This window comes from Mycolicibacterium pyrenivorans (genome assembly GCF_025821625.1).
Lineage (GTDB): Bacteria > Actinomycetota > Actinomycetes > Mycobacteriales > Mycobacteriaceae > Mycobacterium > Mycobacterium pyrenivorans.
Genome location: NZ_JACKSH010000018.1, coordinates 78,022 through 93,906 on the forward strand (window position 1 = coordinate 78,022; position 15,885 = coordinate 93,906).

Below are 15,885 nucleotides of genomic sequence, written 5' to 3' on the forward strand. Positions count from 1 at the left end.
CCCCGGACCCGCTATTGTCGCCGCAATCACGGTCTTCGGGAATCAGCTATGCGCTGCGTCGAATGCTTCGACAATCTCAGATTTAATGCGCCCGCGATCCGCGACCTCGTGCCCATTCTTACGAGCCCAGTCACGAATCGCCGCCAGTTGCTCCGGTGACGACTTGCCGCTGCCGTTGAGCTTTGCGCGGCGAGCGCGACCACCACTTCGAACCTTCGCCGCCGCATCGATGTACGGCTTCAGCGCCTTTTCGAGTTTGGCGATATTCGCCGCGGATAGGTCGATTTGATAGTCCGCCCTGCGAAACGAGAAATCAACCCGCTCACCACCGCCCTCGCGGATTTCAGATCCGTCAATATCATCGATCAGTTGGCGGACGATTACCTCGGCCATAACAGCTCCTCATCGAACTTAATTACTGGCCAGTAACACTACCATTGAATTTCGGTAATGACTCTCACCGATTTTGATCGGATAGGCCATTAACCCGGCATCAATCGATTTACTGCCGGGCCATCGCGATCCGAAACCTCTCGTCGGGGTCGATGTAGTGGTCGGCGTCTTCGGCGTCCTCGCCGAGGTCGATTCGTACCCAGTGGATCTTGCCGCTGAACCTGCTGGTGTGGGACGTGTAGTCGGGGCTGACGGTGGTTCCGGATTCATAGCCCACGTCGGTGGTTTCGTCGGCGGAGAAGATGAAACCCTGCGTCTGGTCGACGCGTCCGCCGCCCACCCTTCTGCCGTCGTAATACAGCGTGACGGTGCCGCCTCTGCCCATTCCGCCGCCGTCGTACTCGAACTCCATCCGCACCTGGGAGGTTCCGACGGGAACAGCCTCGGTCGCTTCGATGTCATAGGACTTGATGCCGAGCACGTTGTAGTGGAACTTGGCGCGGCCGTCCTTGGAGTACAGACTCCACCCGCCGAACCTCCCGCCCTGGGCGATGATCACCCCTTCGGCGCCGCTCGCCGGCACATCCACCTCGGAGGTGACCGCGAACGACTTGTTCTTGATGTCGAGCACACTGTTCTCCGACAGTCGCCCCATCCCGGCGAACAGCAACTGGCTGTTGCCCTTGATCAAGGACGGCCGGCCGGCGGTGGCGGGGTTGATGCGTTCGATCTGCCGATCGTCGAGTGGAAGCACGTTGTACTTGACGGCCTCGATCAGCCAGAGGCGTTGCAGCTCATGCAGTTTGTCAGGGTGTTCCTTCGACAGGTCTCGGGACTGCGTCCAGTCGACGTTCCCGTTATAGAGTTCCCACACGTCGTCGTCGAAGGCGGGCATCGCCTGTCCGCCCATCGCCCACGGGGTGCGGTGCTTGGTCACAGCACTCCAGCCCTTGTGGTAGATCCCGCGATTGCAGAACATCTCGAAGTACTGCGTCTCGTGCCGCTCCGGAGCAGCGGCGTCGTTGAAGCTGTACACCATGCTGGTGCCCTCATAGGGGCTCTGCATCACACCGTTGACCATTGTGGGCGCAGGGATTCCCGCGGCCTCCAGCACGGTCGGGGCGATGTCGATGACGTGGCTGAACTGGTTGCGGTGGCCGCCCTTGTCCCCGATCCCGTTGGGCCAGTGGACGATCGTCCCGTTGCGGGTGCCGCCCCAGTGTGACGCGACCTGCTTGGTCCACTGATAGGGGCTGTCCATCGCCCACGCCCAGCCGACGGCGTAGTGCCCGTAGGAACCTTCGCCACCGAACTCGTCGAGCTTGCTGATCAGAAACTCCGGTGTCTCGATGCCGGCCATGCCGTTGAAGTTGGCCATTTCGTTGAACGCGCCCTGCAGCGTGCCCTCCGCCGAGGCGCCGTTGTCGCCGATGATCAGATACACGAGCGTGTCGTCCAGTACGGGTTCGAGCGCGTCGAGCAGGCGACCCACGTGGTGATCGGTGTGTTCCATGAAGGCGGCGTACACCTCCATCTGACGCTCGAGGGCCGGCCTGAGCTCAGGATCCATGTCGTCCCAGGCCGGGATCTCCGCGTCCCGCGGTGTCAGCACGGCGTCCGGCGGGATGACACCCAATTCCTTCTGCCGCTCAAAGGTGATCTCCCGCTGACGATCCCACCCGTGAGAGAACTTGCCTCTGTACTTGTCGATCCACTCTTGCGGCACCTGATGCGGCGCGTGCGTGGCACCCGGGGCGAAGTACATGAAGAACGGCTTGTCCGGCAGCAGCGCCTTCTGCTGCCGCACCCAGTTGATCGCCTTGTCGGCGAGGTCCTCGGTCAGGTGGTACCCCTCGGCCGGTGATCTCGGCGGCTCGATCGGGGTGGTCCCCTCGTAGAGCGCCGGATCCCACTGGTTGTTCTCACCGCCGATGAAGCCGTAGAAGTACTCGAACCCGCCACCGCCCGTCGGCCATCCGGTGAACGGCCCGGCCGGGCTGGTCTGCCACACCGGAACCTCATGGCACTTGCCGAACTGCGCCGTCGAGTAGCCGTTGAGCTTCAGTGTCTGCGCCAGCGGCGCCTTGGTGTTGGGCAACACCGACGTATACCCAGGCGCCGCGGTGGCCGTCTCGGTGATGTTGCCCATGCCCACCGAGTGGTGGTTGCGTCCGGTCAGCAGTGCCTGCCTCGTCGGCGAGCACAACGCCGTGGTGTGAAAGCGGTTGTACTTCAGGCCGCCCGCCGCAAGCTTCTCGAAGTTCGGCGTCTGGCACGGCCCCCCGAAGGCGCTGCTGGCGCCGAAACCCACGTCATCGATCAGGATTACGACGACGTTCGGTGCGGCGGCCGGCGGACGTACGTCCCTGATCGGCGGGTAACTGGTGTCCGGGTCCTTGGCGTCGTAAGTCGTCAACCCCACGTGCGCCACGTCGGGGATAGGCAGGATGTCACGGCGAACGGAGTCTGCGCGCTGCGCATCGGTCATCGGGGGCCTTCCGCACACGGAGGCCGACGCGAAGGGCTGAGCGCCCGCCTCCTGGAGCACCCGCTGTGAAATCGTAGGCACAAAAGCCGGACCGCGTGAGGCGATCGTCGACGCGGCGATCCGGACATCTCGGCCCGCCGTGCAGACCTGGTGGCCGGCTGGCGCATGATGCGAAGACACGATTGCGACGCGAAGAGGGAGTGACAGCAGTGCGGACCTTCATCACCGGAGTCGACGCCGACGGCAAGTCCTGTGTGGTCAGCCAGGAGGATCTGGCGCTGGACCAGATGGCGCCCGGCTTCGCACTGGGCATTCCCTACGCGACGGCGGCGAGCCCACCACCGGCCCGGCCCGCAGGTGCCGCCCCGCTGATCGACCAGGGCATCGCCCCGGGTCTCGTCAGGTGGATGGTCGTCGACCTCGGCCCCGGCTCCGAGACGCCGATGCACCACACCGACACCCTCGACCTGCAGACGGTGCTGTCGGGCAACGTCGACCTGCTCCTCGGCGACGGTGCCCACCGACTCGAGCAGGGTGACCTGGTGGTGTTGACCGGTGTCGACCACGCATGGCGGGGCGGCCCCGACGGCTGCCGCCTCAGCGCGGTTCTCGTCGGCACTCCCCCGCCCGCCACTGAGGCGGCCCCCCGATGACCGACGCTCGATTCAGTTCCCACACAGCGCTTTTCGACCTCGCCGGAAAGCGTGCGCTGGTCACCGGCGGCACCCGCGGCATCGGCCTGATGATGGCGCGCGGGCTGCTGCAGGCAGGTGCGCGCGTCGTGATCAGCTCACGCAAGGCCGACGCGTGCCGTGAAGCGCAGTCCCACCTGTCGGCGTTCGGTGACGTGCACGCCATCCCCGCCGACCTGTCACGCCACGAGGAGTGTCTCCGGCTTGCCGACCTCGTCACCGCGGACGGCGAGGGACTGCACATCCTGGTCAACAACGCGGGCGCCACGTGGGGCGCGCCCCTCGAGAGCTTCCCGGACTCGGCGTGGGACAAGGTGCTCGACCTCAACGTCAAGTCGCCGTTCTGGATGGTCCAGGCCCTGGTGCCCGCGCTGCGCGACGCGAGCACCGCGGACGATCCCGCGCGGATCATCAACATCGGCAGCATCGACGGGCTGCGCGTCAGCCCCCTTCCCGCCTACTCGTACGCCAGCAGCAAGGCGGCGTTGCATCAGCTGACCCGGGTGCTCGCGCGGGAACTCGGCCCCCAGCACATCACCGTCAACGCCGTTGCCCCAGGGCCATTTCCGTCGAAGATGATGGCGGCCACACTCGACGAGTTCGGCGACGCGATCGCCGCGTCGGCGCCGCTGCGCCGGATCGGGCGCGACGATGACATGGCCGGCATCGCCGTGTTCCTGGCCAGCAGGGCGGGCGCCTACCTCACCGGGGCGATCATCCCGGTCGACGGCGGCATCTTCACGACCGCGAGCGACTAGCCGTGGCCGTCAGCGAGCAGCGCGCGGGGGTGAACCTGACCAACCTCGACGAGCCGCTGAGCGCGGACGCCGGGGCATCCAAGCGCGACCTCGTCGACTACCTGGACGCCGTCGCGGACCACATCCTGCCCGGACTGGCGGGCCGACCGCTCACGGTGTTGCGGGTGCTGCGCGGCCAGAAGCCGTTCATGCAGAAGAACGCGCCGAAGTACACGCCCGACTGGGTACGCACCGTGGCCATCTGGGCGGAGACCTCCCAGCGCGAGGTGCACTACGCGCTGTGCGACGACCGGCGCACGCTGCTGTGGTTCGCGAACCAGCGCGCCGTCGAATACCATCCGACCCTGGGATTGGCCGACGACATCTACCGGCCCACCCACCTGGTGCTCGACCTGGATCCGCCGGACGACGACTTCGCCAAGGTGGTGGCGGTCGCCGACCTGGTCCGGCAGGCCCTGGCCGACAGCGGGCTGTCCGGAGCGGTGAAGACCAGCGGCGCCAAGGGAATTCACGTCTTCGTCCCCATCGACGACAGCGTCCCGGTCGACGACGTGGCCGCGGCGACGCGGGCGCTCGCGGCCCGGGCGGAGGCCATCGACCCGTCGATCGCGACGACGGCGTTCATCGTGGAGGACCGCGAAGGCAAGGTGTTCGTCGACTCCACCCGCGCGGGCGGGGCCACCGTGGCCGCTGCGTACAGCCCTCGGCTGCGCCCGGGCACCCCGGTGTCGTTCCCGCTGGACTGGGCCGAGCTCGAGCAGATCACGCCGGGTGACTTCACGGTGCACACGGCCATGGCTGCCCTCGACGGCCGGCCGTCGTGGGCCCAGGCGATGCCGGAGCCACAGCGGCTGCCCACGGAGTTGATCGAGTTCGGTCGCACCATCCCCGTCGCCCAGGTGGCGGCGATGCACGAAGGCAAACGGCGGGCCCGCGTCCGCCGGCAGTCGCCCTGAACCCACGCGCCGACTCCCCCGCCGGAATTGCATTCCAGCAGGGAATTTCCGAGATACTAGCTGCTGGAATGCAATTCCGGCGGAGGTCAGGTGGGAACGCCGAACGCGAGCACCGCGGCGGTGGTCGGGGCACAGCCGACCGCGAGTCTGAGCAGCGCGCAACACAGCGACCCGCCGCGAGATCAGGGGCTATGGCGCAGCGCGCTCGGTACCCGGGGTGATTGCCCTAGGCGCACAGATGGCCTTGACGAAGTCGACGATCGCATGCTCGGGAAGGTGCCGCGCGATGTCGGCCTCAGTGACGATGCCTATCAGCCGATGGTCGTCGATGACGGGCAACCGGCGCACCTGATGCTCCTCCATCACCAGGAGCATCTCGTCCACTCCGGCGTCTGCATCGACATAGTAGATCCGGCCCTGGGCGAGCTCACCGGCACTCGTAGTGCGTAGATCCTTGTCGGCCGCAATGGCTTTCACGACGATGTCGCGGTCGGTGAGCATCCCTTGAATCCGGTCGTCGTCACGGCAGATCGGCAACGCGCCCACACCGAGGTCACGCATACGCTTCGCCGCCTCGACCAGATTCGCGTTCTCGAAGACGCACGTTGTGTCGGGGTTCATGATGTCGCGTGCGGTGTTCATGATCGCCCTCCGATGTGAGTGGATTTTCCTGTGGCTCTCGGGCGACCCCGATGCTACGCCGCTGACGTCCGTCGACTTAGGGCCAAAGGGCCCCGAGCGACCCGCCTTCCGGGCGCGGCGGCCCCGCCTGCTGCCGGCCCTCGTCCGCCGAGGCGTTGCGGTGCGGTTGGCGGCGCCGCCGCGAAGGGACCATTTGCCCTGGCGGGGAACCGACCCGCGCCCCATCCTTGATGGGTCAGTACCCGTCGAGAGGGGCCCCATGCCCAAGACGACGATGCCCACGACGGTCATCGAGGACGCCGTACACCTGGCGTGTCGCGCACCGTCGTACCACAACACGCAACCTTGGCGGTGGGTTGTCGGAGGGGGCCGACTCCACCTGTTCGTCGATGCCGATCGCGTGGTCGCGACGGACCACGGCGGCCGCCAGGCACTGATCAGTTGCGGCGCCGTATTGGATCACCTCCGTGTGGCGATGGCCGCCGCAGGCCACAAGAGTCACGTCCAGTACTACCCGAATCCCGCCGACGACAAGCACATTGCGGCAATCGAGTTCACCCCGACCGCCCACGTGACGACTGGTCGCCGTCGCCGGGCCGACGCGATCATGCGGCGGCGCACCGATCGACTTCCGTTCGGACCGCCGGCGCACTGGGACGCCTTCGAACGACTGCTGCGCAAGTCCGTCGATCCCGACAAGGCCGCCGTCGACGTGGTCAGCCCGCGCGACCGCCCCACTCTGGCCGAGGCATCGGCGCTCACCGATACGATGCGCCTCTACGACTCGGCCTATCACGCCGAGATGCGTTGGTGGACTGCACCCTATGAGGTCAATGACGGGATTCCCCACTCGGCCCTGGTATCGGCCGCCGAGAGCGACCGGGTCGACGTGGGGCGCACCTTCCCCGTCACCCACAACGAGGAGCGGCGGGTGGAGCTCGGAGACGACATGTCCACGATGCTGGTCGTCTCCGCCCTCGGCGATGTCCGCCGCGACATCCTGGGCTGCGGAGAGACGTTATCGGCAGTGCTGCTCGAAGCCACGTTGGCAGGCCTGGCGACCGGCACGTTGACCCACGTGACCGAGGTGCCCGCAGCCCGCGACATCGTCGCCGCCGTCACCGGCAAACCGCTCCCGCAGGTGCTGGTGCGGGTGGGGACAGCTCCTGCCCTCGAGGAGGCGCCGCCTCTCACCCCGCGGCGACCGCTGTCGGATGTTCTGCATTTCAGCGTGGGATAGTCCAGCCAGCGCAAGGGCCGACCTGCTGACTCTCTGTGGAGCTAAGGGGAATCGAACCCCTGACCTTCTCGATGCGAACGAGACGCGCTACCAACTGCGCTATAGCCCCTGATACCGGTAGCAGGCTACCAGTCGCCGGACACCGGCTGAAATCGTCTCGCTGTTCCCTCGCGCAACCGCGCCGTGCTACTGGCCGGCCGCGCGCGGCAGGTCGTAGTGACGTGCGAACGGGACGTATTCCAGGTGTTCGAACTCGGGATCCTCGTCGTCGATCTCCAGCACCGCAGCCCCCGGCCTGCGCAGCCGCGACGGGACCACATCGAACTCCTGATCAGCGGTGTTCTCGACACCCAGCCGCGCCCTGGCGATCCGCTGGGCGCGACGGCGCCGCACCCGCTCCTCGATGCGGGTCTGCCTGCGCAGGTACGCCAGGTACAGCAGCGTGACGGCGCCCGCCGACCCGCACGCCCACCACATGGTCGACGACCAGGTGAACGCCGCCACGGCACTGGTGAGCAGCAGCACGCCCAGCACCGTCAGGGTCCGCGCGCGGAACCGGTATTTTCGGGCCGTCACCGCTTCGGCGGTGGCCGACTCGTAGCGGCGCCGCCGCGACGCGCTCATCGAGTCGGCGATTCGGGGATCGCCTTCCGACGATGCCTCGAGACCCGACGAATCGGCGACATATTCGTACTCGTCGCCTTCATACTCGTCGTCATCGTCGTAGTCCGACTCGGTGTCGTCCGCGTCAACCGCGTCGTCGGTGTCGTACGTGTCCTCGGTGTCGTGGTAATCCAGGGTCAGCTCGTCGCTTTCGGCCACGACCACCCGCTCGGGCTCGGCCGCTGCGATGGGCAGAGCACCGGAGTCCTCCACCACGTCGACGTCGAGGTAGTCGGGTTCGCCATCGCCTTCGTCACCGCCCTCGTCGGCTTTGGTCGCGACCATGACGACCGCCCGGCCGGGCGCGTCGTCCTCGAGGTCGTCGCCGTCGAGATCGTCGCGCGAGGGCCGCCAGTCCGGATCGCTTCGGTGCCCGGATGCGGGGCCGCGCCGACGGAGCCGGGCGGTGCGGCTGCTGTTGAGCACGCGGGTCGCCAGCGCGACGTCGCTGGTGCGGCGGACCGCGTCGCGCTTGCTGATCAACATGGGAACAAGCACGAACAACCAGAGGACGACAAGGGAGATCCAGAGGAGAGATTGGGGGATGCTTGGCATGGCGCCTGCTCCTTTCCCCATCAGGCTAGGGCTGTGACCAGCGCATCCAAGGGCGGCGCGCCGAGGACAATTACACACCTGTAATTCGCTGGAGACAAGCACCAAACGTCACATGTGTCACATCAGTAACACGTTGCGCCGTGGTCCGGCAGCGTCACGCCCAGGACGCGTGGCCCGAGCGGACCAGCGCAGAGGCCACCGACCCGTTCAATTCCTCGACGGTGATCGCCACGAGCAGGTGGTCGCGCCAGGCGCCGTCCACGTCGAGATACCGCTTCAACAGGCCTTCCTCCCGGAAGCCGGCCTTTGCCAGGACCGCGCGACTCGCCGCGTTCTCAGGCCGTACCGTCGCCTCGACACGGTGCAGCATGACCGGGCCGAAGGAGTGGTCCAGTCCCAGCGCGAGCGCGGCGGTGGCCACCCCGCCGCCCGTCGACCCACTGGCGACCCAGTACCCGATCCACGCGGAACGCAGCGCGCCGTGCGTCACGTTTCCGATGGTGAGCTGACCTGCGAACTCGCCGTCCAGCTCGATGACATAGGGCAGCATCCGGCCCCTGCGGGCTTCCGCCCGCAAACCCGAGCACACCGACGGCCACGCTGAAACCGAGTGCCGCACTTCCCAATCGAGATCGGTCGACGGTTCCCACGGTTCGAGGTGACCGCGATCCGCCAACCGGGTCCTGCTCCACTGCGCGGCGTCGCGAAGCCGCACCGGACGCAGCCGCACCAGTCCGGCGGACACCCGCAACGGGCCCGCGGGCAGCGGCCATCCCGGATGCTGCGAGCGGGAAGTCAGGAGATTCATGACGGCGGCCATCCCGCGATCAGCCGCGTTGAGCCAGAAACGCGACGTCGACGACCTCGCCGGTCCGGATCTGCTCCGCCTCGGTCGGGACGATAACCAGACAGTTTGCCTCGGCGAGCGTGGCCAGCAGATGCGACGACGCGCCGGGCGCGCCGCCCAGGGCCTGCACCAGGTACTCGCCGGTGTCCTGGTCGCGCATCAGCTGCCCCCGCAGGTATCCCTTGCGGCCGGCCACCGAGCTGATCGGCGACAGCGTGCGGGCCTGCACGACACGCCGGGTCGGCTGCCGTTTGCCGAGCGAGAGGCGGATGAGCGGGCGCACCATCACCTCGAAAACCACCAACGCACTGACCGGATTGGCGGGGAGCAGGAACACCGGGACCCCCTCGGGGCCCAGCTGGCCGAAGCCCTGCACCGATCCCGGATGCATCGCGATCCGCGCGACCTCCATGTCGCCGAGCTGGCCCAGCACCGACCGCACCCCCTCGGCGGCCGCTCCACCGACCGCGCCCGCGATCACCACGGCCTCGGCGCGGTTCAACTGGCCTTCGACGACCTCCCGCAGCTGCTTGGGGTCGGTCGAGACGATCCCGACACGGTTGACCTCCGCGCCGGCATCCCGACCGGCGGCAGCCAGCGCATAGGAGTTCACGTCGTACACCTGGCCATTGCCGGGCGTCCGTGAGATGTCGACGAGCTCGCCGCCCACGCACATCACCGACAGCCGCGGCCGCGGATGCACCAGCACGCGCTCACGCCCCACTGCCGCGAGCAATCCCACCTGCGCCGCGCCGATGATGGTGCCCGCCCGCACCGCGACGTCGCCGGGCTGCACATCGTCGCCGGTGCGGCGCACATAAGCGCCCGACCGGACCCCCCGCAGCACCTTGACCCGGGCCTCACCGCCGTCGGTCCAGCGCAGCGGCAGCACCGCGTCGGCCAGCGTCGGCATCGGCGCGCCGGTCTGCACCCGGGCCGCCTGCCGCGGCTGCAATCTGCTGGGAGTTCGTGCCCCGGCCTCGATCGAGCCCATCACCGGCAGGCTGATCTCCCGGTTCCCGGGCTCGTCACCGTCAGCCCCCTCGCCCACTGCGCCGATGCCGAGCACGTCGACGCTGCGCACCGCATAACCGTCGATGGCGGCCTGATCGAACCCGGGCAGCGGACGCTCGGTCACCACCTCTTCGGCGCACATCAAGCCCTGCGCTTCCGCGATCGCGACACGCACCGGCCGTGGGGCCACCGCGGCGGAAGCTACTCGAGCCTGCTGCTCCTCCACCGAACGCAAAGCACGCCTTTCTCCCGTTCGACCGCACCCCGGCCGACACCGGCTGACACCAATCGGCGCGCAGCGGATCCGCCCGGGCGGTCTAGCCGCTAGTGCTCGGTCTCCGCGGGAGCGAGGCCGAGCCGCTCGACCAACCACCGACGCAGTTCGGGCCCGTAGTCGTCTCGTTCCAACGCAAAGTCAACCGCAGCCTTCAGGTAGCCGCCGGGATTTCCCAAGTCGTGTCGAGATCCCCGGTGCACCACCACATGCACCGGATGTCCCTCCTTGATGAGCAGCGCGATCGCATCGGTGAGCTGCAGTTCCCCGCCCGCACCCCGCGGGATGCGCTTGAGCGCGTCGAATATCGCCCGATCCAGGATGTAGCGTCCCGCTGCCGCGTACAGGGAAGGAGCATCCTCGGCATCGGGCTTCTCCACCATGCCCTTGACCTTGAGGACATTGGGGTTCGCGGCGTCGGGGACGGTCTCGACATCGAACACGCCGTAGGCGCTGATCTCGTCCTTGCTCACCTCGAACGCGCACAGCACCGACCCGCCGCGCTTGGCCCGCACCTTCGACATCGTCTCCAACACACCCGTGGGCAGCACGAGGTCATCGGGCAGCAGCACCGCGATCGCGTCCTCGTCGGGGTTCAGGCTGGCCTCCACACAACCGATCGCGTGACCGAGGCCGAGGGGTTCGGCCTGCACCACCGACTCGACCTTGATCAACGCCGGCGCGCGGCGCACCTTCGCGAGCATCGACCTCTTGCCGCGGGCCTCCAGCGTCCCCTCGAGGACCAGGTCCTCGACGAAGTGCGCGACCACGCTGTCCTTGCCTTCGGAGGTGACGATGATCAGCCGTTGGGCGCCGGCTTCGGCGGCCTCCGCGGCGACCAACTCGATGCCCGGCGTGTCGACGACCGGCAGCAACTCCTTGGGAATCGTCTTGGTGGCGGGAAGAAAGCGCGTTCCCAGGCCCGCCGCGGGCACCACCGCGGTGTACGGGATCGGAACCTCAGGCCGACTCATCGTTCACACATTAACCTCTCTGCGTTGGATGTTCCCTCCCTACCCGCCTCCGGAGGACTCGCGGTGCACAGCACAAAGGCACAGCTGAGGGCCGCGATCCTGGCCGCCAGACGGTCCGTGGCCCCGCAAACGCGCGCCACCGAGGCGGCCGCTCTCGCAGGCCGTCTGTCGGCTTTCATCGACCCTGGTCAGACGGTGTGCGCCTACGTTCCCGTCGGCTCCGAGCCCGGCTCGCTCGATTTACTCGATGCGACGGTGCGCCGGGGCGTCGAGGTACTCCTCCCCGTCGCCCGCCACAGCCAGGACGGAACCGCGCTACCGCTGCAGTGGGGGCGCTACCGTCCCGGCAAGCTTGTCGGGGCGCCGTTCGGTCTGCGGGAACCCCCGCAGCCGTGGGCATCGGCCGAGGCGATCGCCGAGGCGGCGGTGGTGCTGGTTCCCGCCCTCGCGGTCGATAGACAGGGAACCAGGCTGGGTCGTGGCGCCGGGTTCTACGACCGGACATTGCCGATGGCCGACGCCGGCGCGCTTCTGGTCGCCATGGTGCGCGACGACGAACTGCTCGAGCACCTGCCGTCGGAACCGCACGACGTCCCGATGACGCACGCGCTGACACCGAGGGAGGGCCTGGTCGTGCTCGCTCGTCGCGGGGAATCAACGGGGCCGCCTGGCGGTTCTAGCACTTGAGCCGGTAGAGTGCTAACAAGTTTGACCACCTCGGAGGGTTCTCGTGCCTACCTATTCCTATGCATGCACCGAATGCGACAACAAGTTCGATGTCGTGCAGTCGTTCACCGACGACTCGATGACGGAGTGCCCCCAGTGCAACGGACGGCTGCGCAAGTTGTTCGGCAAAGTGGGCGTGGTCTTCAAGGGCAGCGGTTTCTATCGCACCGACAGCCGCGAGGCGTCCAAGAATTCCGCCAAGAGCTCGAGCAACTCGAGCAGCAGCTCGGAGTCTTCCTCTTCGGCGGCGTCCTCGAGTTCGACGGAAAAGTCGACCTCCTCCGACAAGTCCAGCTCGTCGAGCAGTTCTGCCGCACCGGCCGCCGCGGCTTCGAGCTGACGTTATCCACAGCAGCGGAAACACCGGCTGACCGAGAGTCCCTGGGCTCTCTAGCGTGATCCCATGGGGGATTCACTCGACCCGTCGCCACTGAGCCGGCTCACCGGCGTCCTGCGACCCGACTGGTCACGCACGCTGGCGGCCAGACGGGCGCTCGCGGGCGGCCTCGTTGTTCTGGCCGCAGTGGCCGCCTGGCGCGACGATCCCCGCGCTCACCAGGTCGACGTCGTCGTCACCACCCGCGACCTGGCGCCGGGCACCGAGCTCACCGCCGACGACGTTCAGGTCGAAACACGCCCGACATCAAGCCTTCCCGACGGTTCGCGCACCGACGCCGCCTCGGTGATCGGCACCACGCTGGCCGGGCCTGCGCGCCGCGGCGAGGTCGTCACCGACGTGCGCCTGCTGGGGCCGCGGTTGGCGGAGTCCGCGGCCGGGCCGGACGCCCGCATCGTGCCGCTGTCGCTCGCCGACGCGGCCCTCGTCGACCTCGTCAGGCCCGGAGATGTGGTCGACATCGTGGCCGCGCCTGCATCCGCCGACGCCGAGAGCAGCGCCCGGTTGATCGCCACCGACGCGGTGGTGGTGCTGGTGTCGGCGAAGGAGAACGGGACCGTCCGGGGTGGCGCAGGCCGCATGGTGCTGGTGGCGTTGCCCGCTGCCGCGGCGAAGACGGTCGCCGGCGTCGCTCTGGTTCAGGCCATCACGCTGACGCTGCACTGATTCCGGCGCCGAAATGATTCAGCCCCCGGCTGGCTGCCGAGGGCTGAATCGTGGAGTCGAGAGGTCAGAACGGGTTTGCGCTGCCCGGTCCGCACTGCGGACCAGTGCTGGTGTTCCGGGGGTCGAAGGCACCACCCCAGGGGTCCGAGGGTGACACACCGACGGCCTGCCAACCCCGCGACCCGACCCATTCCGGCCCGGCCTCTTCGGCCTTCTGCGTGGGAATGCCGATGTCGCTGCTGATGGTGGAGGCGGTGCCGAGGGTACCGGGGCTGACAGCGCAGTAGTCCGCACCGGCAACAGACGCCGACTGCCGCGAGTTCACGACGCCGTCACCGCCCACTTCCACCATCGACGGATCGTTGGGATCCGCGCTTGCCGTCCCCGCACCGAAGGCCAGGAACGCACTCGACAGCGCGAGCGCACCGAAGCCGAGAGCGCCCAGCTTCTTCGAATTGTGGGTGAGAGCGGCCATCGGCCTGCCCCTTTCTGTGAACGGAATCGCGGGCGTTGCAAAGCTCAAAAACAGTTCAAGTCCAGGCAGAAGACTATCAGGCCGGACCCCACTGCGCATGCCATCGCAGAGCAAAGCACTCGCTTCGGAACGGCTTGGATTCAGCGAACTCCGCCAACCCGCTTTCCTGCATCGGGGGTGTGATGCCCAGCCGCTGAGAAACGGGCAGAATCAAGCCCCTCACGGTCCCGCTGGGAGCCCTTCGGCTGCAAACGCCGTCCGGCGCTGTGGGCAAAGCCAATCGGCGGGTTCGATTTCACCGAAACAAGGCCGGATCGCCGCGGTCCGGTTGGGTTTGGATCGACCCGGGGACATCGGGGGCCGACCGGATATCGCCGGCTACGTCCCGGGCACCGTCGGCGAGGCTACCGTTCTTCTGATCTGTATCAGTCACACATGAAGGGGAACGACCCATGTTGAAGGGGTTCAAGGAGTTCATATCGCGGGGGAACGTGATCGATCTGGCCGTCGCGGTCGTGATCGGGGCGGCCTTCACCGGTCTCGTCACGGCGTTCACGGAGAACGTCATCCAACCGCTGATCGACCGGATCGGCGCGGGGGGCGATGCCGAGTACGGCATCCTGAGGATTCCGCTCGGAGGTGACCAGTTCGTCGACCTCAACGCGGTGCTGTCCGCTGCGATCAACTTCCTCATCGTGGCCGCGGTGATCTATTTCGTGATCATCGTGCCCTTCAAGAAGATCAAGGAGCGGGACAAGAAGGTGGAGGCGGAAGAGACCGAGTTGACGCTGCTGACCGAGATCCGCGACCTCCTCCGCGAGGACGCCAACGGTGGTTCGGCCGGGAGGCACGGCGGCCCGACGACCCGGATCGATCATTCGGAGTGACCGCACCCTGGTGATTTCACCGGACACAACGAAATCGGCCCCCGGCAGTTGCCGGGGGCCGATTGTCGTCTAGAGCTGTGTCAGTTCATGTTCCACGGCTCGCCGTAGGTGGTGACGCTGTCACCAGCCGACGACACCAGCCGAGCGAACGGACGCAGCAGCACACCACCGGCAGCACCGGTCACGGTGCCGTGGGCGTTGGACACGGCCACCGAACCGCCGGGACCCGCGACGTCGACGGAGAAGGTCGCGACTTCCTGGATACCCGGGCCGTTGCCGAGGTCAGCCGAGATCGACACACCGGGGAACAGCGGCGGGGTCACGATGCCAGCGAACTCGTCACCAAGCGTGGGGTTGAAGAAGCCCTCAGTCCCGAGGCCGTCGAACGCGATGTTCGGCGTGGTGTAGCTGAAGTTGATGCCGACACCCAGCGACCACGGGAAGCCGACCTGGTAGCCGAGCTCGAGGGTGCCCTCGAAGTCCTCGGCGCCCTCGCCGGCCACGATGTAGGTGGCCTTGCCCGAGTGGAACCACTCACGGGTCAGCCGGTTGCGGTCCAACGGAAAGACGCCGTTGAGGAATGTGTCCCACTGCTGGATCGTCAGCGTGTTGCCCTGGCCGTCGACCAGGCTCAGCTCGTTGTCCAGCCCTGCGTGAGAGGTGCCAGTGCTCACGAACAATGCTGCGATAGCCGCAACCATCGCGATCAGCACCCGACTGATTGCCTTCATGTTCTCCCTTGATTTCTCGACGGAACCCCGGGCGGGGGTACCGAGTTGTCCGTGCCTGGCCTAGCTACACCACACACCTCGCAAGAACTTCATGTGAGGAGAATTAAAAACCCCACATCTCGCTCTTACGATTCGCTCATCGTTGACACGAGGAACATAACGGGGAGGAATCGGACCGGCAACGCGAACGCCTCGCGCGGCAGATCCGCATGCAACGATGGGCGTAGTTTGCTGAAGGTTCCCCGTTTCACCCCCAACCCCCTGTCCGCGACGGCGGGGAGTTCGAATCGGGCAACGTCGCAGTTTCTGGCCCCGCATCAAGGTGTTCGCTCAGTGGATATCCACTGTTACCACTGCGCTTTCTGCGGTTATTGAGGAATCACATTTCACTCGTGGTGAGGCGGAACATTGTCACGCAGCCACCGGTCATGGTCGGCGTCGTCGTCTGGCGACGAATTGTCCCGCTCATCAACGGGTATCTCCGGCAGCGCGTCGCCGAAGATCTTG

17 protein-coding genes and 1 tRNA gene are annotated in these 15,885 nt (G+C 67.2%); 8 read left to right on the forward strand and 10 right to left on the reverse strand.

Annotation, left to right across the window (positions count from 1 at the left end; genetic code table 11):
- Nucleotides 1-42: 42 nt before the first annotated feature.
- Both H7I57_RS01980 and H7I57_RS01985 read right to left on the reverse strand, forming a co-directional pair.
- Complete coding sequence (locus tag H7I57_RS01980) at nt 43-393, reverse strand: histone-like nucleoid-structuring protein Lsr2 (RefSeq protein WP_264021585.1); 351 nt, start codon at nt 391-393, stop codon at nt 43-45.
- A 109-nt stretch (nt 394-502) separates the two neighbouring features.
- Nucleotides 503-2,881: an arylsulfatase gene (locus tag H7I57_RS01985; RefSeq protein WP_264021586.1), complete on the reverse strand. Its 2,379-nt coding sequence runs from the start codon at nt 2,879-2,881 to the stop codon at nt 503-505.
- 209 nt (nt 2,882-3,090) lie between these two features.
- Here H7I57_RS01985 and H7I57_RS01990 point away from each other — a divergent pair, with 209 nt between their 5' ends.
- Genes H7I57_RS01990 through H7I57_RS02000 form a run of 3 tightly spaced genes read left to right on the forward strand, consistent with a single transcriptional unit; the run spans nt 3,091 to nt 5,287 of the window.
- The gene (locus H7I57_RS01990) at nt 3,091-3,534 is read left to right on the forward strand and encodes a cupin domain-containing protein (protein ID WP_264021587.1); all 444 of its coding nucleotides are present in this window, start codon (nt 3,091-3,093) and stop codon (nt 3,532-3,534) included.
- Nucleotides 3,531-4,331: an SDR family oxidoreductase gene (locus H7I57_RS01995; protein WP_264021588.1), complete on the forward strand. Its 801-nt coding sequence runs from the start codon at nt 3,531-3,533 to the stop codon at nt 4,329-4,331. The genes H7I57_RS01990 and H7I57_RS01995 overlap by 4 nt, the downstream gene beginning before the upstream one ends.
- 2 nt (nt 4,332-4,333) lie before the next feature.
- Complete coding sequence (locus tag H7I57_RS02000; RefSeq protein WP_264021589.1) at nt 4,334-5,287, forward strand: DNA polymerase domain-containing protein; 954 nt, start codon at nt 4,334-4,336, stop codon at nt 5,285-5,287.
- Between the two features lie 189 nt (nt 5,288-5,476).
- Here the strand turns inward: H7I57_RS02000 and H7I57_RS02005 are convergent, their stop codons facing one another.
- Entirely contained in the window at nt 5,477-5,929 is a 453-nt protein-coding gene (locus H7I57_RS02005) for a CBS domain-containing protein (protein ID WP_264021590.1), read from the reverse strand.
- A gap of 259 nt (nt 5,930-6,188) precedes the next feature.
- On the opposite strand from H7I57_RS02005, the gene H7I57_RS02010 reads away from it, so the two are divergent.
- Complete coding sequence (locus tag H7I57_RS02010) at nt 6,189-7,169, forward strand: Acg family FMN-binding oxidoreductase (protein ID WP_264021591.1); 981 nt, start codon at nt 6,189-6,191, stop codon at nt 7,167-7,169.
- A 36-nt stretch (nt 7,170-7,205) separates the two neighbouring features.
- Here the strand turns inward: H7I57_RS02010 and H7I57_RS02015 are convergent.
- The 5 genes from H7I57_RS02015 to H7I57_RS02035 all read right to left on the reverse strand — a co-directional run bounded on the left by H7I57_RS02015 (nt 7,206) and on the right by H7I57_RS02035 (nt 11,496).
- Nucleotides 7,206-7,278: transfer RNA gene (locus H7I57_RS02015), tRNA-Ala, on the reverse strand.
- A 77-nt stretch (nt 7,279-7,355) separates the two neighbouring features.
- The gene (gene sepX / locus H7I57_RS02020; RefSeq protein ID WP_264021592.1) at nt 7,356-8,387 is read right to left on the reverse strand and encodes a divisome protein SepX/GlpR; all 1,032 of its coding nucleotides are present in this window, start codon (nt 8,385-8,387) and stop codon (nt 7,356-7,358) included.
- 154 nt (nt 8,388-8,541) lie between these two features.
- On the reverse strand, nt 8,542-9,195 hold the full coding sequence (locus H7I57_RS02025; protein ID WP_264021593.1) for a GNAT family N-acetyltransferase: 654 nt from the start codon (nt 9,193-9,195) through the stop codon (nt 8,542-8,544).
- Between the two features lie 19 nt (nt 9,196-9,214).
- Nucleotides 9,215-10,483: a molybdotransferase-like divisome protein Glp gene (glp, locus tag H7I57_RS02030; protein ID WP_264021594.1), complete on the reverse strand. Its 1,269-nt coding sequence runs from the start codon at nt 10,481-10,483 to the stop codon at nt 9,215-9,217.
- A gap of 89 nt (nt 10,484-10,572) precedes the next feature.
- Nucleotides 10,573-11,496: a UTP--glucose-1-phosphate uridylyltransferase gene (locus H7I57_RS02035; RefSeq protein WP_264021595.1), complete on the reverse strand. Its 924-nt coding sequence runs from the start codon at nt 11,494-11,496 to the stop codon at nt 10,573-10,575.
- Nucleotides 11,497-11,559: 63 nt separating this feature from the next.
- Here H7I57_RS02035 and H7I57_RS02040 point away from each other — a divergent pair, with 63 nt between their 5' ends.
- From H7I57_RS02040 to H7I57_RS02050, 3 genes are all read left to right on the forward strand, one after another.
- Nucleotides 11,560-12,183, forward strand: a complete 624-nt coding sequence (locus tag H7I57_RS02040) for a 5-formyltetrahydrofolate cyclo-ligase (protein WP_264021596.1) — start codon at nt 11,560-11,562, stop codon at nt 12,181-12,183.
- Between the two features lie 43 nt (nt 12,184-12,226).
- Entirely contained in the window at nt 12,227-12,562 is a 336-nt protein-coding gene (locus H7I57_RS02045; RefSeq protein ID WP_264021597.1) for an FmdB family zinc ribbon protein, read from the forward strand.
- 63 nt (nt 12,563-12,625) lie between these two features.
- Nucleotides 12,626-13,285: an SAF domain-containing protein gene (locus tag H7I57_RS02050; RefSeq protein WP_264021598.1), complete on the forward strand. Its 660-nt coding sequence runs from the start codon at nt 12,626-12,628 to the stop codon at nt 13,283-13,285.
- A gap of 64 nt (nt 13,286-13,349) precedes the next feature.
- Here the strand turns inward: H7I57_RS02050 and H7I57_RS02055 are convergent, their stop codons facing one another.
- Nucleotides 13,350-13,760 carry a hypothetical protein gene (locus H7I57_RS02055; protein WP_264021599.1) on the reverse strand — a complete coding sequence of 137 codons (411 nt, stop codon included), beginning with the start codon at nt 13,758-13,760 and terminating at the stop codon, nt 13,350-13,352.
- Nucleotides 13,761-14,212: 452 nt separating this feature from the next.
- Here H7I57_RS02055 and mscL point away from each other — a divergent pair, with 452 nt between their 5' ends.
- Nucleotides 14,213-14,647 (forward strand): large-conductance mechanosensitive channel protein MscL, encoded by a 435-nt coding sequence (gene mscL, locus H7I57_RS02060; RefSeq protein ID WP_264021600.1) that lies wholly within the window; start codon nt 14,213-14,215, stop codon nt 14,645-14,647.
- A gap of 80 nt (nt 14,648-14,727) precedes the next feature.
- Here the strand turns inward: mscL and mspA are convergent, their stop codons facing one another.
- Complete coding sequence (gene mspA / locus H7I57_RS02065) at nt 14,728-15,378, reverse strand: porin MspA (RefSeq protein WP_264021601.1); 651 nt, start codon at nt 15,376-15,378, stop codon at nt 14,728-14,730.
- Nucleotides 15,379-15,885: the final 507 nt, after the last annotated feature.

Coding starts and splice junctions, on each gene's coding strand:
- H7I57_RS01980 (WP_264021585.1), bottom strand. CDS start 393: ATGGCCGAGGTAATCGTCCGCCAACTGATCGATGATATTGACGGATCT.
- H7I57_RS01985 (WP_264021586.1), bottom strand. CDS start 2,881: ATGACCGATGCGCAGCGCGCAGACTCCGTTCGCCGTGACATCCTGCCT.
- H7I57_RS01995 (WP_264021588.1), top strand. CDS start 3,531: ATGACCGACGCTCGATTCAGTTCCCACACAGCGCTTTTCGACCTCGCC.
- H7I57_RS02005 (WP_264021590.1), bottom strand. CDS start 5,929: ATGAACACCGCACGCGACATCATGAACCCCGACACAACGTGCGTCTTC.
- H7I57_RS02010 (WP_264021591.1), top strand. CDS start 6,189: ATGCCCAAGACGACGATGCCCACGACGGTCATCGAGGACGCCGTACAC.
- sepX (WP_264021592.1), bottom strand. CDS start 8,387: ATGCCAAGCATCCCCCAATCTCTCCTCTGGATCTCCCTTGTCGTCCTC.
- H7I57_RS02025 (WP_264021593.1), bottom strand. CDS start 9,195: ATGAATCTCCTGACTTCCCGCTCGCAGCATCCGGGATGGCCGCTGCCC.
- H7I57_RS02035 (WP_264021595.1), bottom strand. CDS start 11,496: ATGAGTCGGCCTGAGGTTCCGATCCCGTACACCGCGGTGGTGCCCGCG.
- H7I57_RS02050 (WP_264021598.1), top strand. CDS start 12,626: ATGGGGGATTCACTCGACCCGTCGCCACTGAGCCGGCTCACCGGCGTC.
- H7I57_RS02055 (WP_264021599.1), bottom strand. CDS start 13,760: ATGGCCGCTCTCACCCACAATTCGAAGAAGCTGGGCGCTCTCGGCTTC.
- mscL (WP_264021600.1), top strand. CDS start 14,213: ATGTTGAAGGGGTTCAAGGAGTTCATATCGCGGGGGAACGTGATCGAT.
- mspA (WP_264021601.1), bottom strand. CDS start 15,378: ATGAAGGCAATCAGTCGGGTGCTGATCGCGATGGTTGCGGCTATCGCA.